Source organism: Pseudomonas sp. R4-35-07, assembly GCF_003852235.1.
Taxonomy (GTDB): Bacteria; Pseudomonadota; Gammaproteobacteria; order Pseudomonadales; family Pseudomonadaceae; genus Aquipseudomonas.
Genome location: NZ_CP027732.1, coordinates 3,274,740 through 3,294,286, shown reverse-complemented (window position 1 = coordinate 3,294,286; position 19,547 = coordinate 3,274,740). Strand labels below are relative to the sequence as shown.

Here is a 19,547-nt window from a genome sequence, read left to right as displayed (position 1 = left end):
CTCGATTTGCGGTTCTGTAGACCGTCAGTGAGCGGGGTAGTTTACCTATAAGAAAAAAATACTATTCGTTTAAAGTTTCAGATGTTTCCTACGCGAGCGCGTGCGTGGCGACTTCTTGGGCATTCGCAAAACACTCTGGTGCACGCGCCGCGAAGCCTTTATAACTACTCGCTCCTTTAGTCACACGTCGGGAAACCTCAATGAGCAAGGTCTACACGATTGCCGTCCTGGTTGGCAGCCTGAGAAAAGAGTCGATCAACCGCAAGGTCGCCCTGGCATTGGCCGAACTGGCCCCCGCCAACCTCAAGTTGAATATTGTCGAGATCGGCGATCTGCCGCTCTACAACGAGGACATTGAAGGTGCGGCAGCGCCCGAAGCCTACAGTACTTTCCGCAAACAGGTGAGTTCATCCGACGCAGTGCTGTTCGTGACCCCGGAATACAACCGTTCCGTGCCCGCGCCGTTGAAGAATGCCATCGACGTAGGCTCCCGCCCTTATGGGCAGAGTGTCTGGGGCGCCAAGCCGGGGGCGATCATCAGCGTGTCGCCGGGCGCCATTGGAGGCTTTGGGGCCAACCATCACCTGCGCCAGTCTTTGGTGTTTCTGGATGTGTGGTGCATGCAAACGCCGGAAGCCTACCTGGGCGGCGCGGGCAGTGTGTTCGACGAGGCGGGCAAGCTATCGGAGAAGACCAGGCCGTTCCTGCAGGCATTTATCGATGCATTCGGCCAGTGGGTCGAAAAACAAAAGGGCTGAATTGACAAGGCGTGCTGATGTGGGAGGGAGCAGGCTCCCTCCCACAGGGCATCATCGTAGCCAGTTGGTGCGTGCCAGCTCGATCACTTCATCGCCACGCCCGCTCATCACGGCCTTGAGCATATACAGGCTGAACCCCTTGGCCTGTTCCAGCTTGATGCTCGGCGGCATCACCAGCTCTTGAGTCGCGGTGACCACATCCACCAGCACCGGGCCGTCGTGGGCCAGAGCGCGGCGCAGGGCCGGCTCCAGGTCTTCGGATTGCTCCACACGGATCCCCAGGATGCCCATGGCGTTGGACATGGCCGCAAAGTCCGGGTTTTTCAGCTCGGTTCCGGTGTCCAGGTAGCCTGCCGCCTTCATCTCCATCGCGACGAAACCCAGTGACGCGTTATTGAACACGATCAGTTTCACTGGCAGGTTCAATTGCGCCAGAGAAATGAAATCCCCCATCAACATGGTGAAACCGCCGTCGCCAGACATCGAGATCACCTGGCGCCCAGGGAATGCCGCCTGTGCGCCGATGGCCTGGGGCATGGCGTTGGCCATCGAACCGTGGTTGAACGAGCCGATCAGCCGGCGCTTGCCGTTCATTTTCAAATAGCGCGCGGCCCATACGGTCGGTGAGCCGACATCGGCGGTGAAGATCGCGTCGTCATCGGCCAGCTCGCTGAGCAGGCGTGCCACGTATTGGGGGTGGATCGGCCGATCTGCCTTGGACGGTTGCGCCAGGTCATCCAGACCCTGGCGGGCTTTTTCGTAATGCTTCAACGAGGTTTCGAGAAAGCTGCGATCCGTCTTGCGGGTCAGGCGTGGCAGCAACGCATCGAGGGTTTCACTGACATCGGCGGCGATGCCCAGGTCCAGGGTCGTACGTCGTCCCAGGGCCTGGGGGTCGCGGTCGACCTGAACGATCGTCGCGTCGGTCGGGTAGAACTGGCGGTAGGGGAAGTCCGTGCCGAGCATGATCAGGGTGTCGCAATCGAGCATGGCGTGGTAACCGGAGCTGAACCCGATCAGGCCGGTCATGCCGACGTCGAACGGGTTGTCCCACTCCACATGCTCCTTGCCGCGCAGCGCGTGCACCACCGGCGCGCCGAGGGCATCGGCCAGCGCGACCACTTGGTCATGGGCGCCGGCGCAACCGCTGCCGCACAACAGGGTGACTTTTTCACTGCGCTGGAGGATCTCGCTCAGCCGCTGCAGATCGGCCTCTGCCGGCAAGGTGCGCGGTGCATGCAGCGCCGGCCAGGGCTTGAGCTTGTCCTCCACTTCCAGCAGCGAGACATCCCCGGGGATCACCACCACCGCCACGCCCCGATTGAGGATCGCCGAACGCATGGCGCGATGCAGCACCTGGGGCATCTGCTCGGGGTTGCTCACCAGCTCGATAAAGTGGCTGCACTCCTTGAACAGCTCCTGGGGATGGGTTTCCTGGAAGTAGTTCAGGCCGATCTCCGAGGACGGAATTTGCGCGGCAATCGCCAGAACCGGCACATGGTTGCGATGGCAATCGAACAACCCATTGATCAAGTGCAGGTTACCCGGCCCGCAACTGCCGGCGCACACCGTCAGCTCACCGGTGGCAGCGGCTTCGGCGCCGGCAGCGAACGCGGCCACTTCTTCGTGGCGCACATGCATCCACTCGATGCTGTCCATGCTGCGCAGGGCGTCGGTGAGGCCATTGAGGCTGTCGCCGGTCAGACCCCAGATGCGCTTGATACCTGCCTGTTCAAGGGTGGTTGCCAACTGCTGGGCCAGGTTGATTTTCGCCATGAAGAACTCCAATCGTCAGTGAGATGAATAACTGCTGATCAGTAGAGGACAGTTCGATCACGGCGAATGCTCCGCCTCTAATGTGAAGATTGCGTCATGGCCGCGCGGTATTGGCGCGTGCGGCGAGCGAGGAACCATTGGTCACGCACCAGCGCCCACCAGGGAATGACGTTGAGGCTGGGCAGGCGGCCGCGGCTCAGGCGGCGCATCTGGTGGCGCACCACAGCCACCAGCGCAAGGGCCGCCAGTGTCTTGCGCTGCCAAGTGATCGGTTTGAGCTGCGGATTGAGCTCGCGACCGTCGCGCCAGTGTTTGATCAGTTGCGGTTCCAGGGTCAGGGCGGTGGCGATGCCGGCCATGGCGATGCCGCTGTCCAGTACGTGCTGCACGATGGCCAGACGACGGATGCCGCCGGTGACCATTACCGGCATCCGGGCGATGGTTGCCAGGTCTTTGGCGAATTCCAGGAAGTAGGCTTCGCGGGCCAGTGTGCGGCCATCGCGAGCGTCGCCTTGCATCGCGGGTGCCTCGTAGCTGCCGCCGGATAATTCGAGCAAGTCGATCGGCAATGCGTTGAGCATCTCGACCACCGCACGCGCATCGGCTTCATCGAAGCCGCCGCGCTGGAAGTCGGCCGAATTGAGTTTGACCGCCACGCAAAATGCCGGGCTGACGCTGGCGCGCACGGCGCGGATCACTTCCAGCAGCAGGCGCGCGCGGTTTTCTAGTGGGCCGCCCCAGCGGTCGGTGCGTTGGTTAGTCAAGGGCGACAGAAATTGGCTGAGCAAGTAACCATGGGCGCCATGGACCTGCACACCGGTAAATCCTGCTTTCTCGGCCAGGCGGGCACTGGTGGCGAAGCGTTTGATTACGTCTTGAATGTCGTCTTCGGTCATGGCCCTGGGTTGGGCGAACAGCTTCGAAAAGCCGCCGAGGTCCAAGGCGATGGCCGAGGGTGCCAGCGCTTGCTGGCCCAGGTTGGCCATGGTCTGGCGTCCTGGGTGGCTGAGCTGCATCCAGAAGTGCACAGCCTTGCTCCGTGCCACATCGGCCCACTCGCGAAAGCTGTCCAGGTGCTGCTCGTCCTCCAAGGCAACACCGCCTGGGCCGGTCAGGGCACGGCGGTCGATCATGACGTTACCGGTGAGCAGCAAGCCGGGTTCACCCTCGGCCCAGGTCGTGTACAGCTGCTTCAATTCACGGGAGGGTGCCTGATTGAAATCGGCCATGTTTTCTTCCATCGCTGCCTTGGCAATGCGGTTGGAAATAACCTGGCCGTTGGGCAGTTGCAAGGCTTCAAAGGGTGACATGGATTGACTCCTGAGCGGGGGAGGCCTCAGGCTATGCTTAAAGTTAACTTTAATGTCAAGCGGGCGTTTCGATGAATATTGGTGAGCTGGTAAAACAGAGCGGGTTGGCGGCGTCGCGTATCCGCTTTTACGAGGCCGAGGGCTTGATCAGCCAGGTGGGACGCCAAGCCAATGGGTATCGGCGTTATGCACCCGAGGCGCTGCAGACGCTGCAATTGATCCAGAGCGCGCAACAGGCCGGGTTTACCCTGCAGGAACTCAAGGCATTGATGCCGGCGCCGGGGGAGCACAGGCGCGATGAGTTGATCGAGGCGTTGGAGCGCAAAGTGGCCCAGATCGAGGTGATGCAGGCGCAGTTGGCCCACAGCAAGGCGCAATTATCAGGCGTGATCGATGCGGTGCGGGCGCAGCCAGACGATGTACCGTGCTCCATGGGGCAGAAGCAAGTGCTGGCGTCGATTAAACTGCAATCTTGAAGTCGCTGAATAGCCAAGGTGGGAGGGGGCTTGCCTCCGATGACGGTGTGTCAGTCCCGCCTAAGCTGGCTGATCCACCGCCATCGGGGGCAAGCCCCCTCCCACATGTTTAACCGTGTTCGGCTGGCTATATATGGGTTGCTATTTATTCCGACGTCGTGCGCCCGCCGCAAAATCTGCCGGATGTACGCAGATCCAAATGTGGGAGGGGGCTTGCCCCCGATGACGGTGTGTCAGTCCCGCCTAAGCTGGCTGATCCACCGCAATCAGGAGCAAACCCCCTCCCACATTTTTTACTCAGCGGCGTCGGAATAGCGGTAGCGGCTCATCCGTTGCAGCCTGGTACGTCACCGAAAAGTCTTTAAGGCTTTCCAGCGCTTCGTACGGGTCTTTGTCGGGGCGCAAGGCGAAGGCATCGAAGCCGCAGCGGCGCAGGTAGAACAGCTGGTCGCGCAGCACGTCGCCAATCGCCCGCAGTTCGCCCTTGTAACCATAGCGATCACGCAGCAGGCGGGCGTTGGAGTAGTTGCGTCCGTCGGTGAAGGCTGGGAAGTTCAGGGCGATGACTTGGAAATGCTCCACGTCATCACCGATCTCTTCGGCTTCTTCATCGGCGTCCAGCCACACGCCCAGGCCGCCGTCGCGGGCCTTGAGGGCATGGCCGTGTTCGCGCCACAGGGCCAATGGGACGATCAGGTCGTCGCAGTTGGAAATGCCGTCGAAGCTTGCGTCCTTGGGCAGCAGGTGCCAGGTTTCGTCGACGACTTCGTTGTGCTTAATGATTCGCTGCATAGACGCGCTCCTTGAACAGGTCAATGCCGATGCGCTGGTAGGTGTCGATGAAACGCTCATCTTCGGTGCGCTGTTCGATGTACACGTCGATCAGCTTGCCGATCACCTCGGGCATGGCTTCCTGGGCGAAGGACGGGCCAAGGATCTTGCCCAGGCTCGCATCACGGTTGGCGCTGCCACCCAGGGACACTTGGTAGAATTCTTCGCCTTTCTTGTCCACGCCCAGGATGCCGATGTGGCCGACATGGTGGTGGCCACAGGCGTTCATGCACCCGGAGATGTTCAGGTCCAGCTCGCCGATGTCGAACAGGTAGTCCAGGTCGTCGAAACGGCGCTGGATCGATTCGGCGATCGGGATCGACTTGGCGTTGGCCAGGGAGCAGAAGTCGCCGCCCGGGCAGCAGATGATGTCGGTCAACAGCCCGATGTTCGGCGTGGCGAAACCGCCTTCGCGCAGTTCGCCCCACAGGGTGAACAGTTGGCTCTGCTCGACGTCCGCGAGAATGATGTTCTGCTCATGGGAGGTGCGCAGCTGGCCGAAGCTGTAGCGGTCGGCCAGGTCGGCGACGGCGTCCAGCTGCTTGTCGGTGATGTCGCCTGGTGCCACGCCGGTGGGTTTGAGCGACAGGGTCACCGCCACATAGCCCGGTTGTTTATGCGCCAGGGTATTGCGCGTGCGCCAGCGGGCGAAGCCCGGATGCTGCTGGTCGAGCGCCGCGAGCTCGGCGTCCTGATTGCTCAGGGTTTTGTATTGGGGGTCGACGAAGTGCTTGGCCACGCGCTGCACTTCGGCTTCGGTCAAGGTCGTCTGGCCGCCGCGCAGGTGTTCCATCTCGGCGTCGACTTTCTGCGCGAACACCTCAGGGGTCAGCGCCTTGACCAGGATTTTGATCCGGGCCTTGTACTTGTTGTCGCGGCGACCATAACGGTTGTAAACCCGCAGGATCGCGTCGAGGTAGCTCAGCAGGTCCTGCCACGGCAGGAACTCGTTGATGAAGGCGCCGACCACCGGGGTACGCCCCAGGCCGCCACCCACCAACACCCGGAAACCCAGCTCGCCGGCGGCGTTATGCACCGGCTCCAGGCCGATGTCGTGCACTTCGATGGCAGCGCGGTCCGACGTCGAGCCATTGATGGCGATCTTGAACTTGCGCGGCAGGTAGGCGAATTCGGGGTGGAAGGTGGTCCATTGACGCACGATTTCACACCAGGGACGCGGATCGATCACTTCATCGAAGGCGACGCCGGCGAATTGGTCGGTGGTCACGTTGCGCAGGCAGTTACCGCTGGTCTGAATGGCGTGCATCTGCACGGTCGCCAGTTCAGCGAGGATGTCCGGCACGTCCTCCAGCGCCGGCCAGTTGAACTGCACGTTCTGGCGGGTACTGATGTGGGCGTAGCCTTTGTCGAAGTCGCGGGCGATCTTGGCCATCATGCGCGTCTGGCGCGAGGTCAGCTGGCCATAGGGCACAGCCACCCGCAGCATCGGCGCAAAGCGCTGAACATAAAGGCCATTTTGCAGGCGCAGAGGGCGGAACTCTTCTTCGCTCAGTTCACCTGCTAAGTAGCGTCGGGTCTGATCACGGAACTGCTTGACGCGGTCCTCGATGATGCGCTGATCGTATTCGTCGTATACGTACATATAGGTCCTGTTCTCGGCAAATCTGCGCGCACGGCCGCGCACTCCCAACGGAGCCGGCGCACGATACCAGTTTGCGTTTATGCGCAAAAGTGATGTTTGAGTATATGCACATAACCAAAATGACTAATGAGAAGGGTTGTTGCGATATCCACATTTGTCATAGGGGCAAGTCTGGTCTTTACTGTGTCGAGTCTTAGGGCAATCACCTATAAAACCGACAAGAGGCGATGCGATGAGCAATTCGACAAAAATACGTAAACCCGACAGCACCGTGGATGCCTGGGCGATTCTGTTCCTGATCATCCTTGTGGTGGGCACCGCTGTGTTCTGGGTCAGCCACCAGTAAGTCATCCCTTCAGCTTGCAGTCCTTGCCGCCTCGGCCGGCTTCATACCCCGGCCAGGTGCAGCACCAGCTTGACAATGCCAAACAGCGTCAACGCAAACACTGCCGTGAATACAATACCCATTATCACGAAGTGGCTCGGCTTGCCGTGGGTGAAGTCGCGGGCGCGGTTCTTGCCGCTTTGCACGCCAAAGGCGGCGGCCAAGACGCTGTGGAGCATCTGCCAGAACGTGGGCGGTTTGTGCTGTGGGTCGTCCATGGATCCCTCGAAATGAAGTGCGACTGAATCAGGTGCTTCAAAGCATAGTCCAGCCCCTGGGCTGTGGCGGGCCATATAGCTCACTACCGCCTTCGCGGTGGCTAGTAATGGTGTGCTGTCACTCTACTTCCCAGAGAGAGACACCATGACCATTACAACTGTGCCTGTGCACCACATTACCGAAAGCCTGCATGGCAAACTCCTGAAAAAATCGCTGCCTCAATGGCTGTTGAACGCCCCGTCTGCGCGGCGTGCCGAGCTCAAGCACACCGATGCGGTGTTACCCCTGGCCTATCTGGACGCCACCTCCGCGCAACGCAAGCAGCTACATGACTATTTCACCGCGAGCTTCACCGCGCAAACGACGCTCGACAAGACCATGGCCGACTTGCAGAGCATCGACGCCTTCGCCGAGTCCTTGCTGCTCAAGGCGCTGAACGATCAGTACGGCGTGGTGCTGGACGTACGCAAAACATGGATCAGCCTAAGAAAAACCACGAAAGCGGGTTATATAGAGCTGGGAAATTTTGAGTTCCTGAAGCTTAGCTTGCTGGAAGCGACGAAACATAACTTTGAAGTCTCTGAAGCCGCAGAGGGTGCATTTCATCATTCCTCCGGTTTCATGGAACAGGGCGCGACGCCCGATACCTTTACCCAAGTGACCGTCAACCTCGAGGTTCATCAGTTCTTGACGCTCTGCCGGACGCTGGATGTCGGTGCGAAGTATCAAACCCATATCAAGGCATTTCTCCAACCCACCGATCTCATGAAGGCCGCCACACTGCGCCGGCAGTTCATTGCGAACCAGAGGGCAACGATGCGCGCCGCCGCCGAGCTGGCTCTGCTGCAAAAAGACATCGATGTCGAGGAGCATGCAATGGTGCTGTCGGTGATTGATGGTGAGGTGTTCCCGCAATTGCGAGGGCAACCCGTCTGGTTTTGCGACCTGGGTCTCATGAAGCGCCGCTTGACTGGCTGCGTGGTGTTTATGCCGTGCCAGAAATATCGTTATGCGAAGGGATGTATCGTCTATGTCCCGCATGATCAGACGCATTCCATGAAAAGCTTTACCTTTCGCGAGATGGAGGCGTACTTCAAGGAGCGATTCACTGCTGCGGATACCTCGTCCCCTGAGGCGGCAAGCCCGACCACTTACCAGAAATTCCTCAGTCGGTTCGTGCCGTATAGCGATCATCCCTACTATTTCGGCCAGTTCACCAAGGACGGCGAGACCACGCGGGCCAGAAAATTCGCGTCCATAGCGCCACCTGCCAGTAAGGTGCTGGATGTGCTCACGCCATTCCCTATTGGCCTCACCAATCCAGCCCCTTTGCCGAAGCCCCCGCAACAGGTGGAGGAGGACCCCTATCTGAATGTCGCACCGTACCGACAAAAGGGGCAAGGGCTCTGGGGGGATAACCTCGACCTGTGGGGCTACCTGTTTGACTGCAGTTGCACTCAGAGCATCAACGACGCGGCGGCGCATGCGGTGCCTACCGCAGAGGTCGATGCCAAGGTGCGCGCGCAGAGAATCGCCAGTTGGCTGAATATCGGCTTTTTCGCCGCGACCTTCTTCGCAGGCTTTGTGCCGGTACTGGGCGAAATCGTGCTGGCCTTTATGGCTGGACAGCTTCTGTACGAGGCGTTTGAAGGGAGCATCGAATGGGCGGAAGGCGATCGTAAGGCCGCCAAGGCGCACCTGATCGACCTGGCGGAAAACCTCGCGCTGATTGCTCTGTTGCACGTTGCCGGCAAGGGGGTAGGCAAGCTGCTGGCGATCAAGCCCTCGACCGTCATCGAGGACCTGCACCCGGTCAAACTGCCCAATGGTCAGACCCGGTTGTGGAAGCCCGATCTGTCGCCTTACAAAAGCGTCGTGAGGTTGCCTGACGGCGCTCGTCCCAATGCTTTGGGACAATACGAAATCAACGGCAAGACCTACGTCCGGTTGAATAGCGATTTGTACGAACAGGCCCTCGACCCAACCGTCAACAAATGGCGGATCAAGCATCCCGATGACCCTGAGGCGTACCAGCCCATTCTGGAACACAACAAGGCCGGCGCCTGGCGGCACATGCATGAGCGCCCATTGGAGTGGGACCGTCTGACGCTGCTGCGCCGGCTCGGCCACCGTACCGAAGAGTTCTCCGACGAGGTATTGCGCACCATTGGCCAAGTCAGTGGCGTTGAGGACGCGGTGTTGCGCAAAGTCCATGTGGACGGCTTGCCCATTCCAGCGGCACTGGATGAAACGCTGGAGCAGTTCAGTGTCGACCAGCAGGTCGGCGAGGTGATCGAGCAAATCCGTCGCGGTTTCGGGTCAGGCAGTCGCTTCGAGTATGTGTTGCCGCTGATAACAGAACTGCCGCACTGGCCGGAAGGCCGGATATTGGAAGTGTTCAACGGGCCTGAGCCCTGGGGCGCGTCCCAGCGCTATGGTGTGACACCGTCAACGAGTAACGCGGGTGTAAGCATCAAGCTCACCCGTGGCGAGGTACGAGCCGGCAAGCTGGGCGAGAAGGTGCTGTCCCGGATGAGCGCGGACGAAATCGACCGCCTGCTGGGGAGTGCGTCGGGTTGGAACGGGCTGACCCGAGAAGAAGAGTTCAACAAGCGCCTGGCGGACCATGCGCTGAAGAGGCAGCGTGCGCTGTTCGATAGCCTGTGGCAATCAAGGATGCCGACGGTGCCCGACACCAGCGTACTGGGCCGACGCTACCCATCTTTACCGCGTCAGGCCTTGAACGAGGTGATGGACGCCGCCACCCAGAGCGAGCGCAATCGCTTGAATAAGGGCAGGGTGCCGACGCGCCTGGATGACCTGGCGCGCATTCACCTGCAACAGCATCGCCTGAACCGCGCTATCGCCGGCCTGCACCGCGAGAATCTAGCGAGCCTGGACAGCGACCGCCTGGCCTTGCACTGCCTGGAGCTGCTGCCGGGCTGGCCGGGAGGGTTGCGGCTGGAACTGCGCGGCGACACCTTTCGCGGGCCGCTGCTGGACAGTATCGGCGCAGAGGACGCCGCGATGCGTAAATACCTGGTCAAGGAAGGCGACAGCTTCCAGGCGCATGATGAACAAGGCGAGGCCATGCATAGCGTCTTGCCCACCAGCCGCAACTTCTATCAATCGATCCTGCATGCCTTGCCAGATGAATTCCGTAATGGGATAGGTATTCCATCGACCGGTCAGGATGGCCTGTTGAAGCAGACGCTAGTCAACTATGCGAGCAGCCATCGCAGCGAAATGGCGGGTATTCTCGGACAACGGGCGCCCCGGTCGCGACCGTCCCTGCGCCTGCCGGGCGGCCGCCTGGGGTATGAGTTGTCGGGGAGGGGAGCGGCGGCAGGCGATATTGATCGCTTGGTCACGCGGGTGCGAGATATCTACCCAAATGTGTCTGACCCCATAGCCAGGCTTTTTGTGGACAGACACCTGGCCAGCGGTGAACACCCGCAACAGATTTTCAACCTGTTGGCCAATCGCCAGCGAGAAATCGATGGCTTGCGCAATGCCCTTGAACCCTGGGCGGGAAGTGACCTGGATCGTCTACGAGTGGCTGGCAACGTCATCGACTGTTGGCGCAATGGCCTGAATCGTGGCGGCGCTCCTTTCAGCAGCTTGAGCCTATTCGGTGAGTCAAGGTTACCCCCATTGAACGCCGATTTTTCCCATGTGCGTACTTTGAATATGTCGGGTGCGGCGCTGCTTGACGCCCAGGGAACGGCGCTTATCCGCCAGTTCCCGAATGTGCGACGCCTTGAGCTACACGTCGACGCCTCCACCCGCAATGCGATCGCCGAACGGCTGGCGAGCTTGTCGGATATCACTGAGCTGGTATTCACGGACCTGGAATCCTCCAGGCCTTCGTCCTCGCCCGTCGTCCCTGATGAAGTATTGCAATCGATCAATCGCATGACGCAACTTGAACAGCTGTCCCTGTCAGGCGGCATGGACCGGTTGGATGTCGGCGGCCTGGTAAACCTGCGCAGCCTGCATGTGTCCGGATCGCTGGCGACCTGGCCGGAAGGTGTCCTCGGGCTTGAGCACCTGGGCAGCCTCAACCTGGCGTCCACACCGATCACCTCCATACCGCCGCAGATGTTCACCGGCCATGAGAACCTATGGCGCGGGCTGCGGATGAACTGGGGGCAGTTTGAACAGCAGGCATTCATTCAGGCCTATGAACACGTGCGTGACAACACAGCGCATCTTGTGGATGAAGAGGCCATGGTTCGGTCGTACGTAGAGGGCTCACTGTTCTACATGACGGGCGGTGATGCGGCCACACTCTTCAACGTTCTTGAGGCATTCAGACTGCAGCGGGTACCCGCCATTGAACAGCTCGATCGGCTTAACGCCTTACGCGACGAGCAACGTAATTTGACCCAGGAGGTGCAGCAGTGGTCGACGCGCACTCCGGTTGACCCGGATAACTGGGCAGACTCGTTTAATCGTCAACAGGCTGCGGATCGCATACTCGTCTCCTGGCAAGAGGGCCTGGGCCAGCGTCTGGCGCCGGGTACAAGACCGGTGCCGTCTACACAGACCGCTACGCCAGAGATGCGCCTCGACCTTTCAGGCGGTGGATTGGTCGATTTACCGTCGTTACCGGCAGCCGGCTTTTCCCATGTACGTGTCTTGAACCTGGCAGGCGTGCGAGTACCGCTCACGGAGCTTGAGACCTTTCTGGGGCGGTTCAGCCAAGTGGAGCACTTGGACCTTGCCAATAACGACCTGACTAGCCTGCCTTCAACCCTGACTGAGATGACGTCCCTGCGTTCCCTGGATTTTTCCCGCAACCTGTTGCACGTCACCCCCACGATCCAGGCCCGCTTGAATAGTCTGACGAACCTGACCTCTCTGAATCTGCAATTTAACCCCGTCCGAACGCTGGATATCAGCCGTCTCCCGCAGTTGACGACCCTCGACCTGGGGCACACAGCCATTCGTGATTGGCCTGTGGGCGCGTTGCAGTCGACTTCCCTGCAGCAACTAGACCTGAGCCATAGCGCGATAACCACGATTCCCAAGGCGGCGTTGACCGGCCATGACCCGTTGCTGTCCAACTTGAACCTGCGCGGCTGTCGTCTTACGGCGGCTACCGTGGCGCAGGTACAGACGATCGGCCAACGCCTGGGAAGCGAGAGCCCGCTGGGCATTTCCCGTGTGTTTCTGGAGCAAGGCAGAACGGGCGGCGTTCCTGAGTACTTCCCTGAGGGCGTTGAACAAAATCCTGGCCTTCTGTTTCCGCTGCCCTTATCGGTTGAGGGCGCAGCGGCGCCGATGACTGCCGCGGCGCGCATGCAGCGCCTGGACCCAAGCCTGGACACCGCGCAGGCCGTGGCGCGCATCGACGCGTTGAGCAGCGATGGGCTGAGTGCGATTGAAATAGAGGATCGCCTAGTGGAGTGGGAGGGGCAGCACCGCCAATGGGTCGAGGCTTTGAATGAATGGATCGATATTCGCGGTATCCGTGACAACGGGCGCTGGATCAACGCCCTCGACCGGCACCGGGCGGCAGGACGGATGCTGTCCAGCTGGCGCTATTGCCTTCGCGAAGGGCTGCCGGTACCGGCGCCGCAAGGCCTGCGCCAATTGACTCTGTCCGGGCTGACGCTGGGGGATTTGCCGGCGCTACCCAGCCTGCTCCCCCATGTCCGCGATCTAGACCTGAGCGGGGTCAGGATTACGGATCAAGGGTCCAATGAGTTTCTGCGCACGTTTCGCCATATCGACACCTTGACCCTGGGCAACAACGACCTGACGGTATTGTCCGATGCCGTGAGTGAATTTCGTTCGCTGCGGCATCTGGACGCTGCCCGTAATAACTTGCGAGACGCGCCGGCGCTGCGCCGACAACTGCTTAATATGCCCCTGTTGGAAAGCTTGAACCTGAATGAAAACCTGCTGCCCGAGCTGGATGTGAGCGGTATGTCGCAGGTGCAAACCTTGAACCTGAGCGACAACGTATTGACCGAGTGGCCGGCGGGCGTGCTTCAGGCGCCGCGCTTACGCTCGTTGAACCTGCGTAACAACCGGATAGAGGTCATCCCACCCGAGGCCCTTAGCCTCAGGCATCAGGCGTTGATGGCCGGCACCGACCTGTACGACAACCTGCTGCTTGAGGATGAGTTCGAAGCTTTGCGAACGCATCTGCTGCGCACCGGCAATGGCCTGGGCTTTACCCTCGAGGACATCGAAGAAATGATCGCAGGCTATCATTCTGAAGAGTCCGAAAGCTCCGATGAGCAGTCGGATTTCGATGAGCACCCGGAAATCGAACCCCCCCAAGTGCAGCGAGACCGCTGGTTCGCCGACGTGGCTGAGGGTTCGGAGCGGGAGCAAGCCTGGGACGAACTACGGGCCGAGCCTGACAGCGCTGCCTTTTTCTTCACCTTGTCGCAATTGCGCAATACCCGGGATTTCCAGCGCAATCCGGCGGATATGACAACGCGGGTGTGGCGGGTCCTGGATGCGCTCTATGCAAACCGCTCTCTGCGCTCGGACGTATTTGCCAGGGCAAGTGCGGCACAGGTCAGGGTGACATGCGGCGATGGTCGAATTCTGGTGTTCAACGACCTTGAAACGGCTGTCTATGAGTTCAACGTGCGCAGTAGCGTGACGCCTGCGCAGGAAGGTAGCGAATTGTTCCGGTTGGCCAGGCGCATGAGCCGCCTTGATGCCGTCGAGAGGCATGCCGAAGAGGCCATTCGCGGGCGGCCAGGCGCCGACCCAGCGGAAATTCGCCTGGCTTACCGTATTGGATTGGCCCAGCGTCTGGATCTGCCGAGCCAACCCCATGGCATGATCTATACAAACGTCGCCAACGTGACCTCGGCGGCCCTGGATACTGCGTATGACAGCATCATTGAAAACGAAGGCCGCGATGCCTTTGTCCAGAGCCTGGTTGAACGCACCTACTGGGTGGACTACTTGAGAAGGACGTACGCTGTCGAGTTCAGGGCCTTGGCCGACGACATCGCCACACAAATCGACGCCCTGGATGATCGTTACCCCGACGCAGGCGCGCACTATTTACGTGAGTATGCAGAGTTGGGCCGCAAGCGGGCTGAACAGGAAACCGCCCTGGCCATTGAGCTGACCGCGAGGGAACGCACCCGGCTGGGTCTGTAGGGCGCACGTCCGTGCAGGGGCTCGACAAGCCCCTGCACGGACGCAAGAGCCTATCAGTTGTCGTAGCCCAGGTTCGGCGCCAGCCAGCGCTCGGTCACGCTCAGGTCCTGGCCCTTGCGCGCGGTGTAGCTCAGCACCTGGTCCTTGTCGACCTTGCCGACGGCAAAGTACTGCGCCTGTGGGTGGGCGAAGTACCAGCCACTGACGGCTGCCGCCGGGAACATCGCATAGTGCTCGGTGAGGAACACGCCGCTGCGGCCGGCCTGCATTTCCCGGGCCTCGGGGTCGAGCAGTTGGAACAACTGGGCCTTCTCGGTGTGGTCCGGGCACGCCGGGTAGCCTGGGGCAGGGCGGATGCCGCTGTATTGCTCCTTGATCAGCGCTTCGTTGTCCAGCTGTTCGTCCTTGGCGTAGCCCCAGTGTTCTTTACGCACTTGCTGGTGCAACCACTCGGCGCAGGCTTCGGCCAGGCGGTCGGCGAGGGCCTTGACCATGATCGAGTTGTAGTCGTCGCCGGCGTCCTGATAGGCCTTGGCGACCTCTTCGGCGCCGATGCCGGCGGTAGTGATGAAACCACCGATGTAGTCGGTCACGCCGCTGTCCTTGGGCGCGACAAAGTCGGCCAGGGAGAAATTCGGCTTGCCGTCGGTCTTGATGATCTGCTGGCGCAGATGATGCAGCCGCGCAATCGGCTGGCCGTCTTCGCCATAGACTTCCAGGTCATCGTCCTGCACCTGGTTGGTCGGCCAGAAGCCGAACACCGCGCGGGCGCTGATGAGTTTTTCATCGATCAACTTCCTGAGCATTTCCCGGGCATCGGCATACAGCGCGGTGGCCGCTTCACCCACCACTTCATCGGTGAGGATGCGTGGGAATTTGCCGGCCAGGTCCCAGGAAATGAAGAACGGCGTCCAGTCGATGTACTCGGCCAGCACGTTGAGGTCGATATTCTCCAGTACCCTGGTGCCGGTAAAGGTCGGCTTGACCGGGGTGTACGTGCTCCAGTCGAACTGCGGCTTCTTGGCAATCGCCGCCGGGTAGCTCAGGCGTTCGGTGCGGGCGCTGCGGTTGGCGGTGCGCTCGCGTACGTCGATGTATTCCAGGCGGGTTTTCTCGACGAAACCGGCTTTCAATTCCTTGGACAGTAACTGCGTGGCCACGCCCACGGCACGCGAGGCGTCGGTCACGTAGATCACCGCGTCATTGCTGTACTTGGGCTCGATTTTCACTGCCGTGTGCGCCTTGGAGGTGGTTGCGCCACCGATCATCAGTGGCAGGTGGAAATCCTGGCGCTGCATCTCGCGGGCCACGTGTACCATCTCGTCCAGGGACGGAGTGATCAAGCCGGACAGGCCGATGATGTCGCACTTCTGTTCCTTGGCAACCTGCAGGATCTTTTCTGCCGGGACCATCACGCCGAGGTCGACGATGTCATAGCCGTTGCACCCCAGCACCACGCCGACGATATTCTTGCCGATGTCGTGCACGTCGCCCTTGACCGTGGCCATCAGGATTTTGCCCTTGGCCTCGGGTTTGTCGCCCTTCTCCAGCTCGATAAAGGGAATCAGATGGGCCACGGCCTGCTTCATCACGCGGGCGGACTTGACCACCTGGGGCAGGAACATTTTGCCGGCGCCGAACAGGTCACCGACGATGTTCATCCCGGACATCAGCGGGCCTTCGATCACCTCGATCGGACGCGCGAACGACAGTCGCGACTCTTCGGTGTCTTCGACAATGTGCGTGGTAATGCCCTTGACCAGCGCGTGTTCCAGGCGCTTGTTCACCGGCCAGCCACGCCACTCTTCGGTCTCGGCCTCCTTGACGCTGCCGTCGCCCTTGTACTTGTCGGCGATGGCGAGCAGGGCGTCGGTGCCGTCCGGGGTGCGGTTGAGCACCACGTCTTCCACCGCATCGCGCAGCTCGGCCGGGATCTGGTCGTAGATCTCCAGTTGGCCGGCGTTGACGATACCCATGGTCAGCCCGTTGCGGATCGCATACAGCAGGAACACCGAGTGGATCGCCTCGCGCACCGGGTTGTTGCCACGGAATGAAAACGACACGTTGGACACGCCACCGGAGGTCAGCGCATAGGGCAACTCGTCGCGGATGTAGGCGCAGGCGTTGATGAAGTCGACGGCGTAGTTGTTGTGCTCTTCGATGCCGGTGGCGACCGCGAAGATGTTCGGGTCGAAGATGATGTCTTCCGGCGGGAAGCCCACTTCATTGACCAGGATGTCATAGGAGCGTTTGCAGATTTCCTTCTTGCGCGCTTCGGTGTCGGCCTGGCCGGCTTCGTCGAACGCCATCACCACCACGGCTGCGCCATAGCGCTTGCACAGCTTGGCGTGGTGAATGAACTGCTCCACACCTTCCTTCATGCTGATGGAGTTGACGATGCCCTTGCCCTGGATGCACTTGAGGCCGGCTTCGATCACTTCCCATTTGGAGGAGTCGATCATGATCGGCACGCGCGAGATGTCCGGTTCGCCGGCGATCAGATTGAGGAAGGTCACCATGGCCTTCTTCGAATCGAGCATGCCCTCGTCCATGTTGATGTCGATCACCTGGGCGCCGGCTTCCACCTGCTGCAGGGCGACTTCCAGGGCTTCGGTGTAGTTGTCTTCACGGATCAGCCGGGCGAACTTGGCGGAACCGGTGATGTTGGTGCGCTCGCCGACGTTGACGAACAACGAGCTGCGATCGATGGTGAACGGCTCCAGGCCGGACAGGCGGCAGGCCTTGGGAATGTCCGGGATCGAGCGCGGCGCATAACCGGCCACGGCCTTGGCGATGGCTTCGATATGCCCCGGCGTGGTGCCGCAGCAGCCACCGACGATATTGAGGAAGCCGCTCTGGGCGAACTCTTCGATGACCTTGGCCGTTTCCGAGGGCAGTTCGTCGTACTCGCCGAACTCGTTGGGCAGGCCGGCGTTAGGGTGCGCGGAAACGTGGGTATTGGCCTTGTTCGACAATTCTTCCAGGTACGGGCGCAATTCGCTGGCGCCGAGCGCGCAGTTCAAGCCCACCGAAATCGGCTTGGCGTGGGCTACGGAGTTCCAGAACGCCTCGGTGGTCTGGCCGGACAAGGTGCGCCCGGAGGCATCGGTGATGGTGCCGGAAATCATGATCGGCAGCTCTACGCCGAGTTCCTCGAACACTCCTTGCACGGCGAAGATCGCGGCTTTGGCGTTAAGGGTGTCGAAGATCGTTTCGATCAGGATCAGGTCGGCGCCGCCTTCGATCAGGCCCTTGGTGGCCTCGGTGTAGTTTTCCACCAATTGATCGAAGGTCACGTTGCGGTAGCCGGGGTTGTTCACGTCCGGCGACAGCGAGCAGGTGCGGCTGGTTGGGCCGAGAACGCCGGCGACGAAGCGCGGCTTGGCCGGGTTCTCGAGGGTCTTGGCGTCGGCCACTTTACGTGCCAGGCGCGCGCCTTCCACGTTTAATTCATAGGCCAGCTCTTCCATGCCGTAGTCGGCCATGGAAATGCGCGTGGCGTTGAAGGTGTTGGTTTCAAGGATGTCGGCACCGGCATCCAGGTAGGCCTTTTCAATTCCGCCAATCACGTCAGAGCGGGTGAGCACCAGCAAGTCATTATTGCCCTTGACGTCGCTTGGCCAGTCGGCGAAGCGTTTGCCGCGGTAGTCCTGTTCCTCGAGCTTATAGCTCTGGATCATCGTGCCCATGCCGCCGTCAAGGATCAGGATGCGTTCCTTGAGGGCTTGGTGGAGGGCTTGCAGACGAGCGCTACGATCGGACATGGGACTACTCTAAGTCAGGCATTACGGAGGGCGTGGATCATAGCAAACCTGTGCGCTTTTGGAGCATGCCCGGGTTTTGCATGAATATCGCTCATGTTGATCGCGCGTCGAAGGCGGTCTATGTGCTGACGACGTCTTTTAGTGTCCACGCACGCCGACCGAGCTGAACCACTGCGAGAATCTTTGATCGACCTTTGACCGTCCACGAGGGTCCCAGCTTTATGTGAATGTACTGGGAGTGGGCGGGCGATGTTGATTTCGGTACAGGCGTTGCGCGCCCTGGCGGCCTGGACGGTAGTGGGGCACCACTTCATGCAGATTTTCTTCGGCTTCAAGGCGGACAGCGCTTTGGGTCGGCTGTTTGTCGAAAAAGGCGCGGCGGGCGTGGATGTGTTTTTCGTGATCAGCGGTCTGGTGATTTTCCTGTCTACCCAGGACAAGGACCTGCCACCGTGGCGGTTTTTGCTGTATCGCCTGCTGCGGATAGTACCGGCCTATTGGTTTTACACCCTGCTGATGGCGCTGCTGGTGGTGGTCGCCCGGCCGATGTTGCCGGACCAGAGTGTGGATGCCGCCCATCTGTTGATGTCACTGCTGTTTATCCCGTCCGAGAACCCCGGTGGCTATGGGGTGTACCCGACCCTGAACGTCGGCTGGACGCTCAACTACGAGATGCTGTTCTACCTGCTGTTCGCCTGGGCGCTGCTGTTTCGTCGGCAATGGCGGCTGCTGGTGGTGGCGGCGTTGCTGTTCGCGGTGTGCGAAACGTGGACCTCATTTGGCTGGATCAGCGCGTTCTATCGTTCGGATATCGTCATCGAATTCCTGATGGGGATCGGCATCGGCATGCTGTACCGCAAGGGCGGAATACGTCCCGGATTGTGGCTGCCTCTGCTGGGAATCGCCGGTGCGCTGTTGGCGATCTACCATTGGCCAGCCTCACCACGCGCCCTGACCTGGGGTCTGCCCAGCGCGGTGCTGGTGATGGGGTGCATGGCGCTGGAGCGGTTTTTCGAAGGCAACCGCCTGCTCAAGGTCCTGGGCGATTGCTCCTATTCCGTGTATCTGCTGCACGTGCTGGTGCTGTCGGCCGGTGGTTATGCTGCCCAGCGCTATGGCCTGAACCCCTATGCCGTGCTCGCTGTGTGCGTGGTCATCATCGGGCTTGGCGCCCTCGGCAGTTACCAATGGCTGGAAAAGGGCAGTTATCGCCTGCTCAAAGGCTGGTTCGATGGCGACCAACGGTTAACTTTATCCCGACAAAAATACTAGGACTTTGTACCTCTGT

At 60.5% G+C, this 19,547-nt stretch carries 10 protein-coding genes; 4 read left to right on the top strand and 6 right to left on the bottom strand.

The features are described from left to right. Positions 1-200 precede the first annotated feature (200 nt). Positions 201-758, top strand: coding sequence for an NADPH-dependent FMN reductase (locus C4J89_RS14960; RefSeq protein ID WP_124414871.1), 558 nt, complete (start codon positions 201-203; stop codon positions 756-758). 51 nt (positions 759-809) lie between these two features. On the opposite strand, the gene poxB is transcribed toward C4J89_RS14960, so the two are convergent. Next, the gene (gene poxB, locus C4J89_RS14955; protein WP_124363125.1) at positions 810-2,534 is read right to left on the bottom strand and encodes a ubiquinone-dependent pyruvate dehydrogenase; all 1,725 of its coding nucleotides are present in this window, start codon (positions 2,532-2,534) and stop codon (positions 810-812) included. Positions 2,535-2,611: 77 nt separating this feature from the next. Next, positions 2,612-3,844, bottom strand: coding sequence for an NADH:flavin oxidoreductase/NADH oxidase family protein (locus C4J89_RS14950; protein ID WP_124363124.1), 1,233 nt, complete (start codon positions 3,842-3,844; stop codon positions 2,612-2,614). Between the two features lie 71 nt (positions 3,845-3,915). On the opposite strand from C4J89_RS14950, the gene C4J89_RS14945 reads away from it, so the two are divergent. Next, on the top strand, positions 3,916-4,320 hold the full coding sequence (locus C4J89_RS14945) for a MerR family transcriptional regulator (RefSeq protein ID WP_124363123.1): 405 nt from the start codon (positions 3,916-3,918) through the stop codon (positions 4,318-4,320). Between the two features lie 297 nt (positions 4,321-4,617). On the opposite strand, the gene C4J89_RS14940 is transcribed toward C4J89_RS14945, so the two are convergent. The 3 genes from C4J89_RS14940 to C4J89_RS14930 form a co-directional block, all read right to left on the bottom strand. Next, positions 4,618-5,112: a DUF934 domain-containing protein gene (locus C4J89_RS14940; protein WP_124414870.1), complete on the bottom strand. Its 495-nt coding sequence runs from the start codon at positions 5,110-5,112 to the stop codon at positions 4,618-4,620. Beyond that, on the bottom strand, positions 5,096-6,754 hold the full coding sequence (locus C4J89_RS14935; RefSeq protein ID WP_124414869.1) for a nitrite/sulfite reductase: 1,659 nt from the start codon (positions 6,752-6,754) through the stop codon (positions 5,096-5,098). Before C4J89_RS14935 ends, C4J89_RS14940 begins: the two co-directional genes overlap by 17 nt. Positions 6,755-7,141: 387 nt before the next feature. Continuing rightward, entirely contained in the window at positions 7,142-7,357 is a 216-nt protein-coding gene (locus C4J89_RS14930; RefSeq protein WP_124363120.1) for a DUF2970 domain-containing protein, read from the bottom strand. A gap of 145 nt (positions 7,358-7,502) precedes the next feature. On the opposite strand from C4J89_RS14930, the gene C4J89_RS14925 reads away from it, so the two are divergent. Beyond that, on the top strand, positions 7,503-14,495 hold the full coding sequence (locus C4J89_RS14925; RefSeq protein WP_124414868.1) for an NEL-type E3 ubiquitin ligase domain-containing protein: 6,993 nt from the start codon (positions 7,503-7,505) through the stop codon (positions 14,493-14,495). A gap of 53 nt (positions 14,496-14,548) precedes the next feature. Here the strand turns inward: C4J89_RS14925 and metH are convergent, their stop codons facing one another. Further along, positions 14,549-18,259 (bottom strand): methionine synthase, encoded by a 3,711-nt coding sequence (gene metH, locus C4J89_RS14920; RefSeq protein ID WP_124414867.1) that lies wholly within the window; start codon positions 18,257-18,259, stop codon positions 14,549-14,551. 249 nt (positions 18,260-18,508) lie between these two features. On the opposite strand from metH, the gene C4J89_RS14915 reads away from it, so the two are divergent. After that, positions 18,509-19,531 carry an acyltransferase gene (locus tag C4J89_RS14915; protein WP_124363117.1) on the top strand — a complete coding sequence of 341 codons (1,023 nt, stop codon included), beginning with the start codon at positions 18,509-18,511 and terminating at the stop codon, positions 19,529-19,531. Positions 19,532-19,547 lie beyond the last annotated feature (16 nt).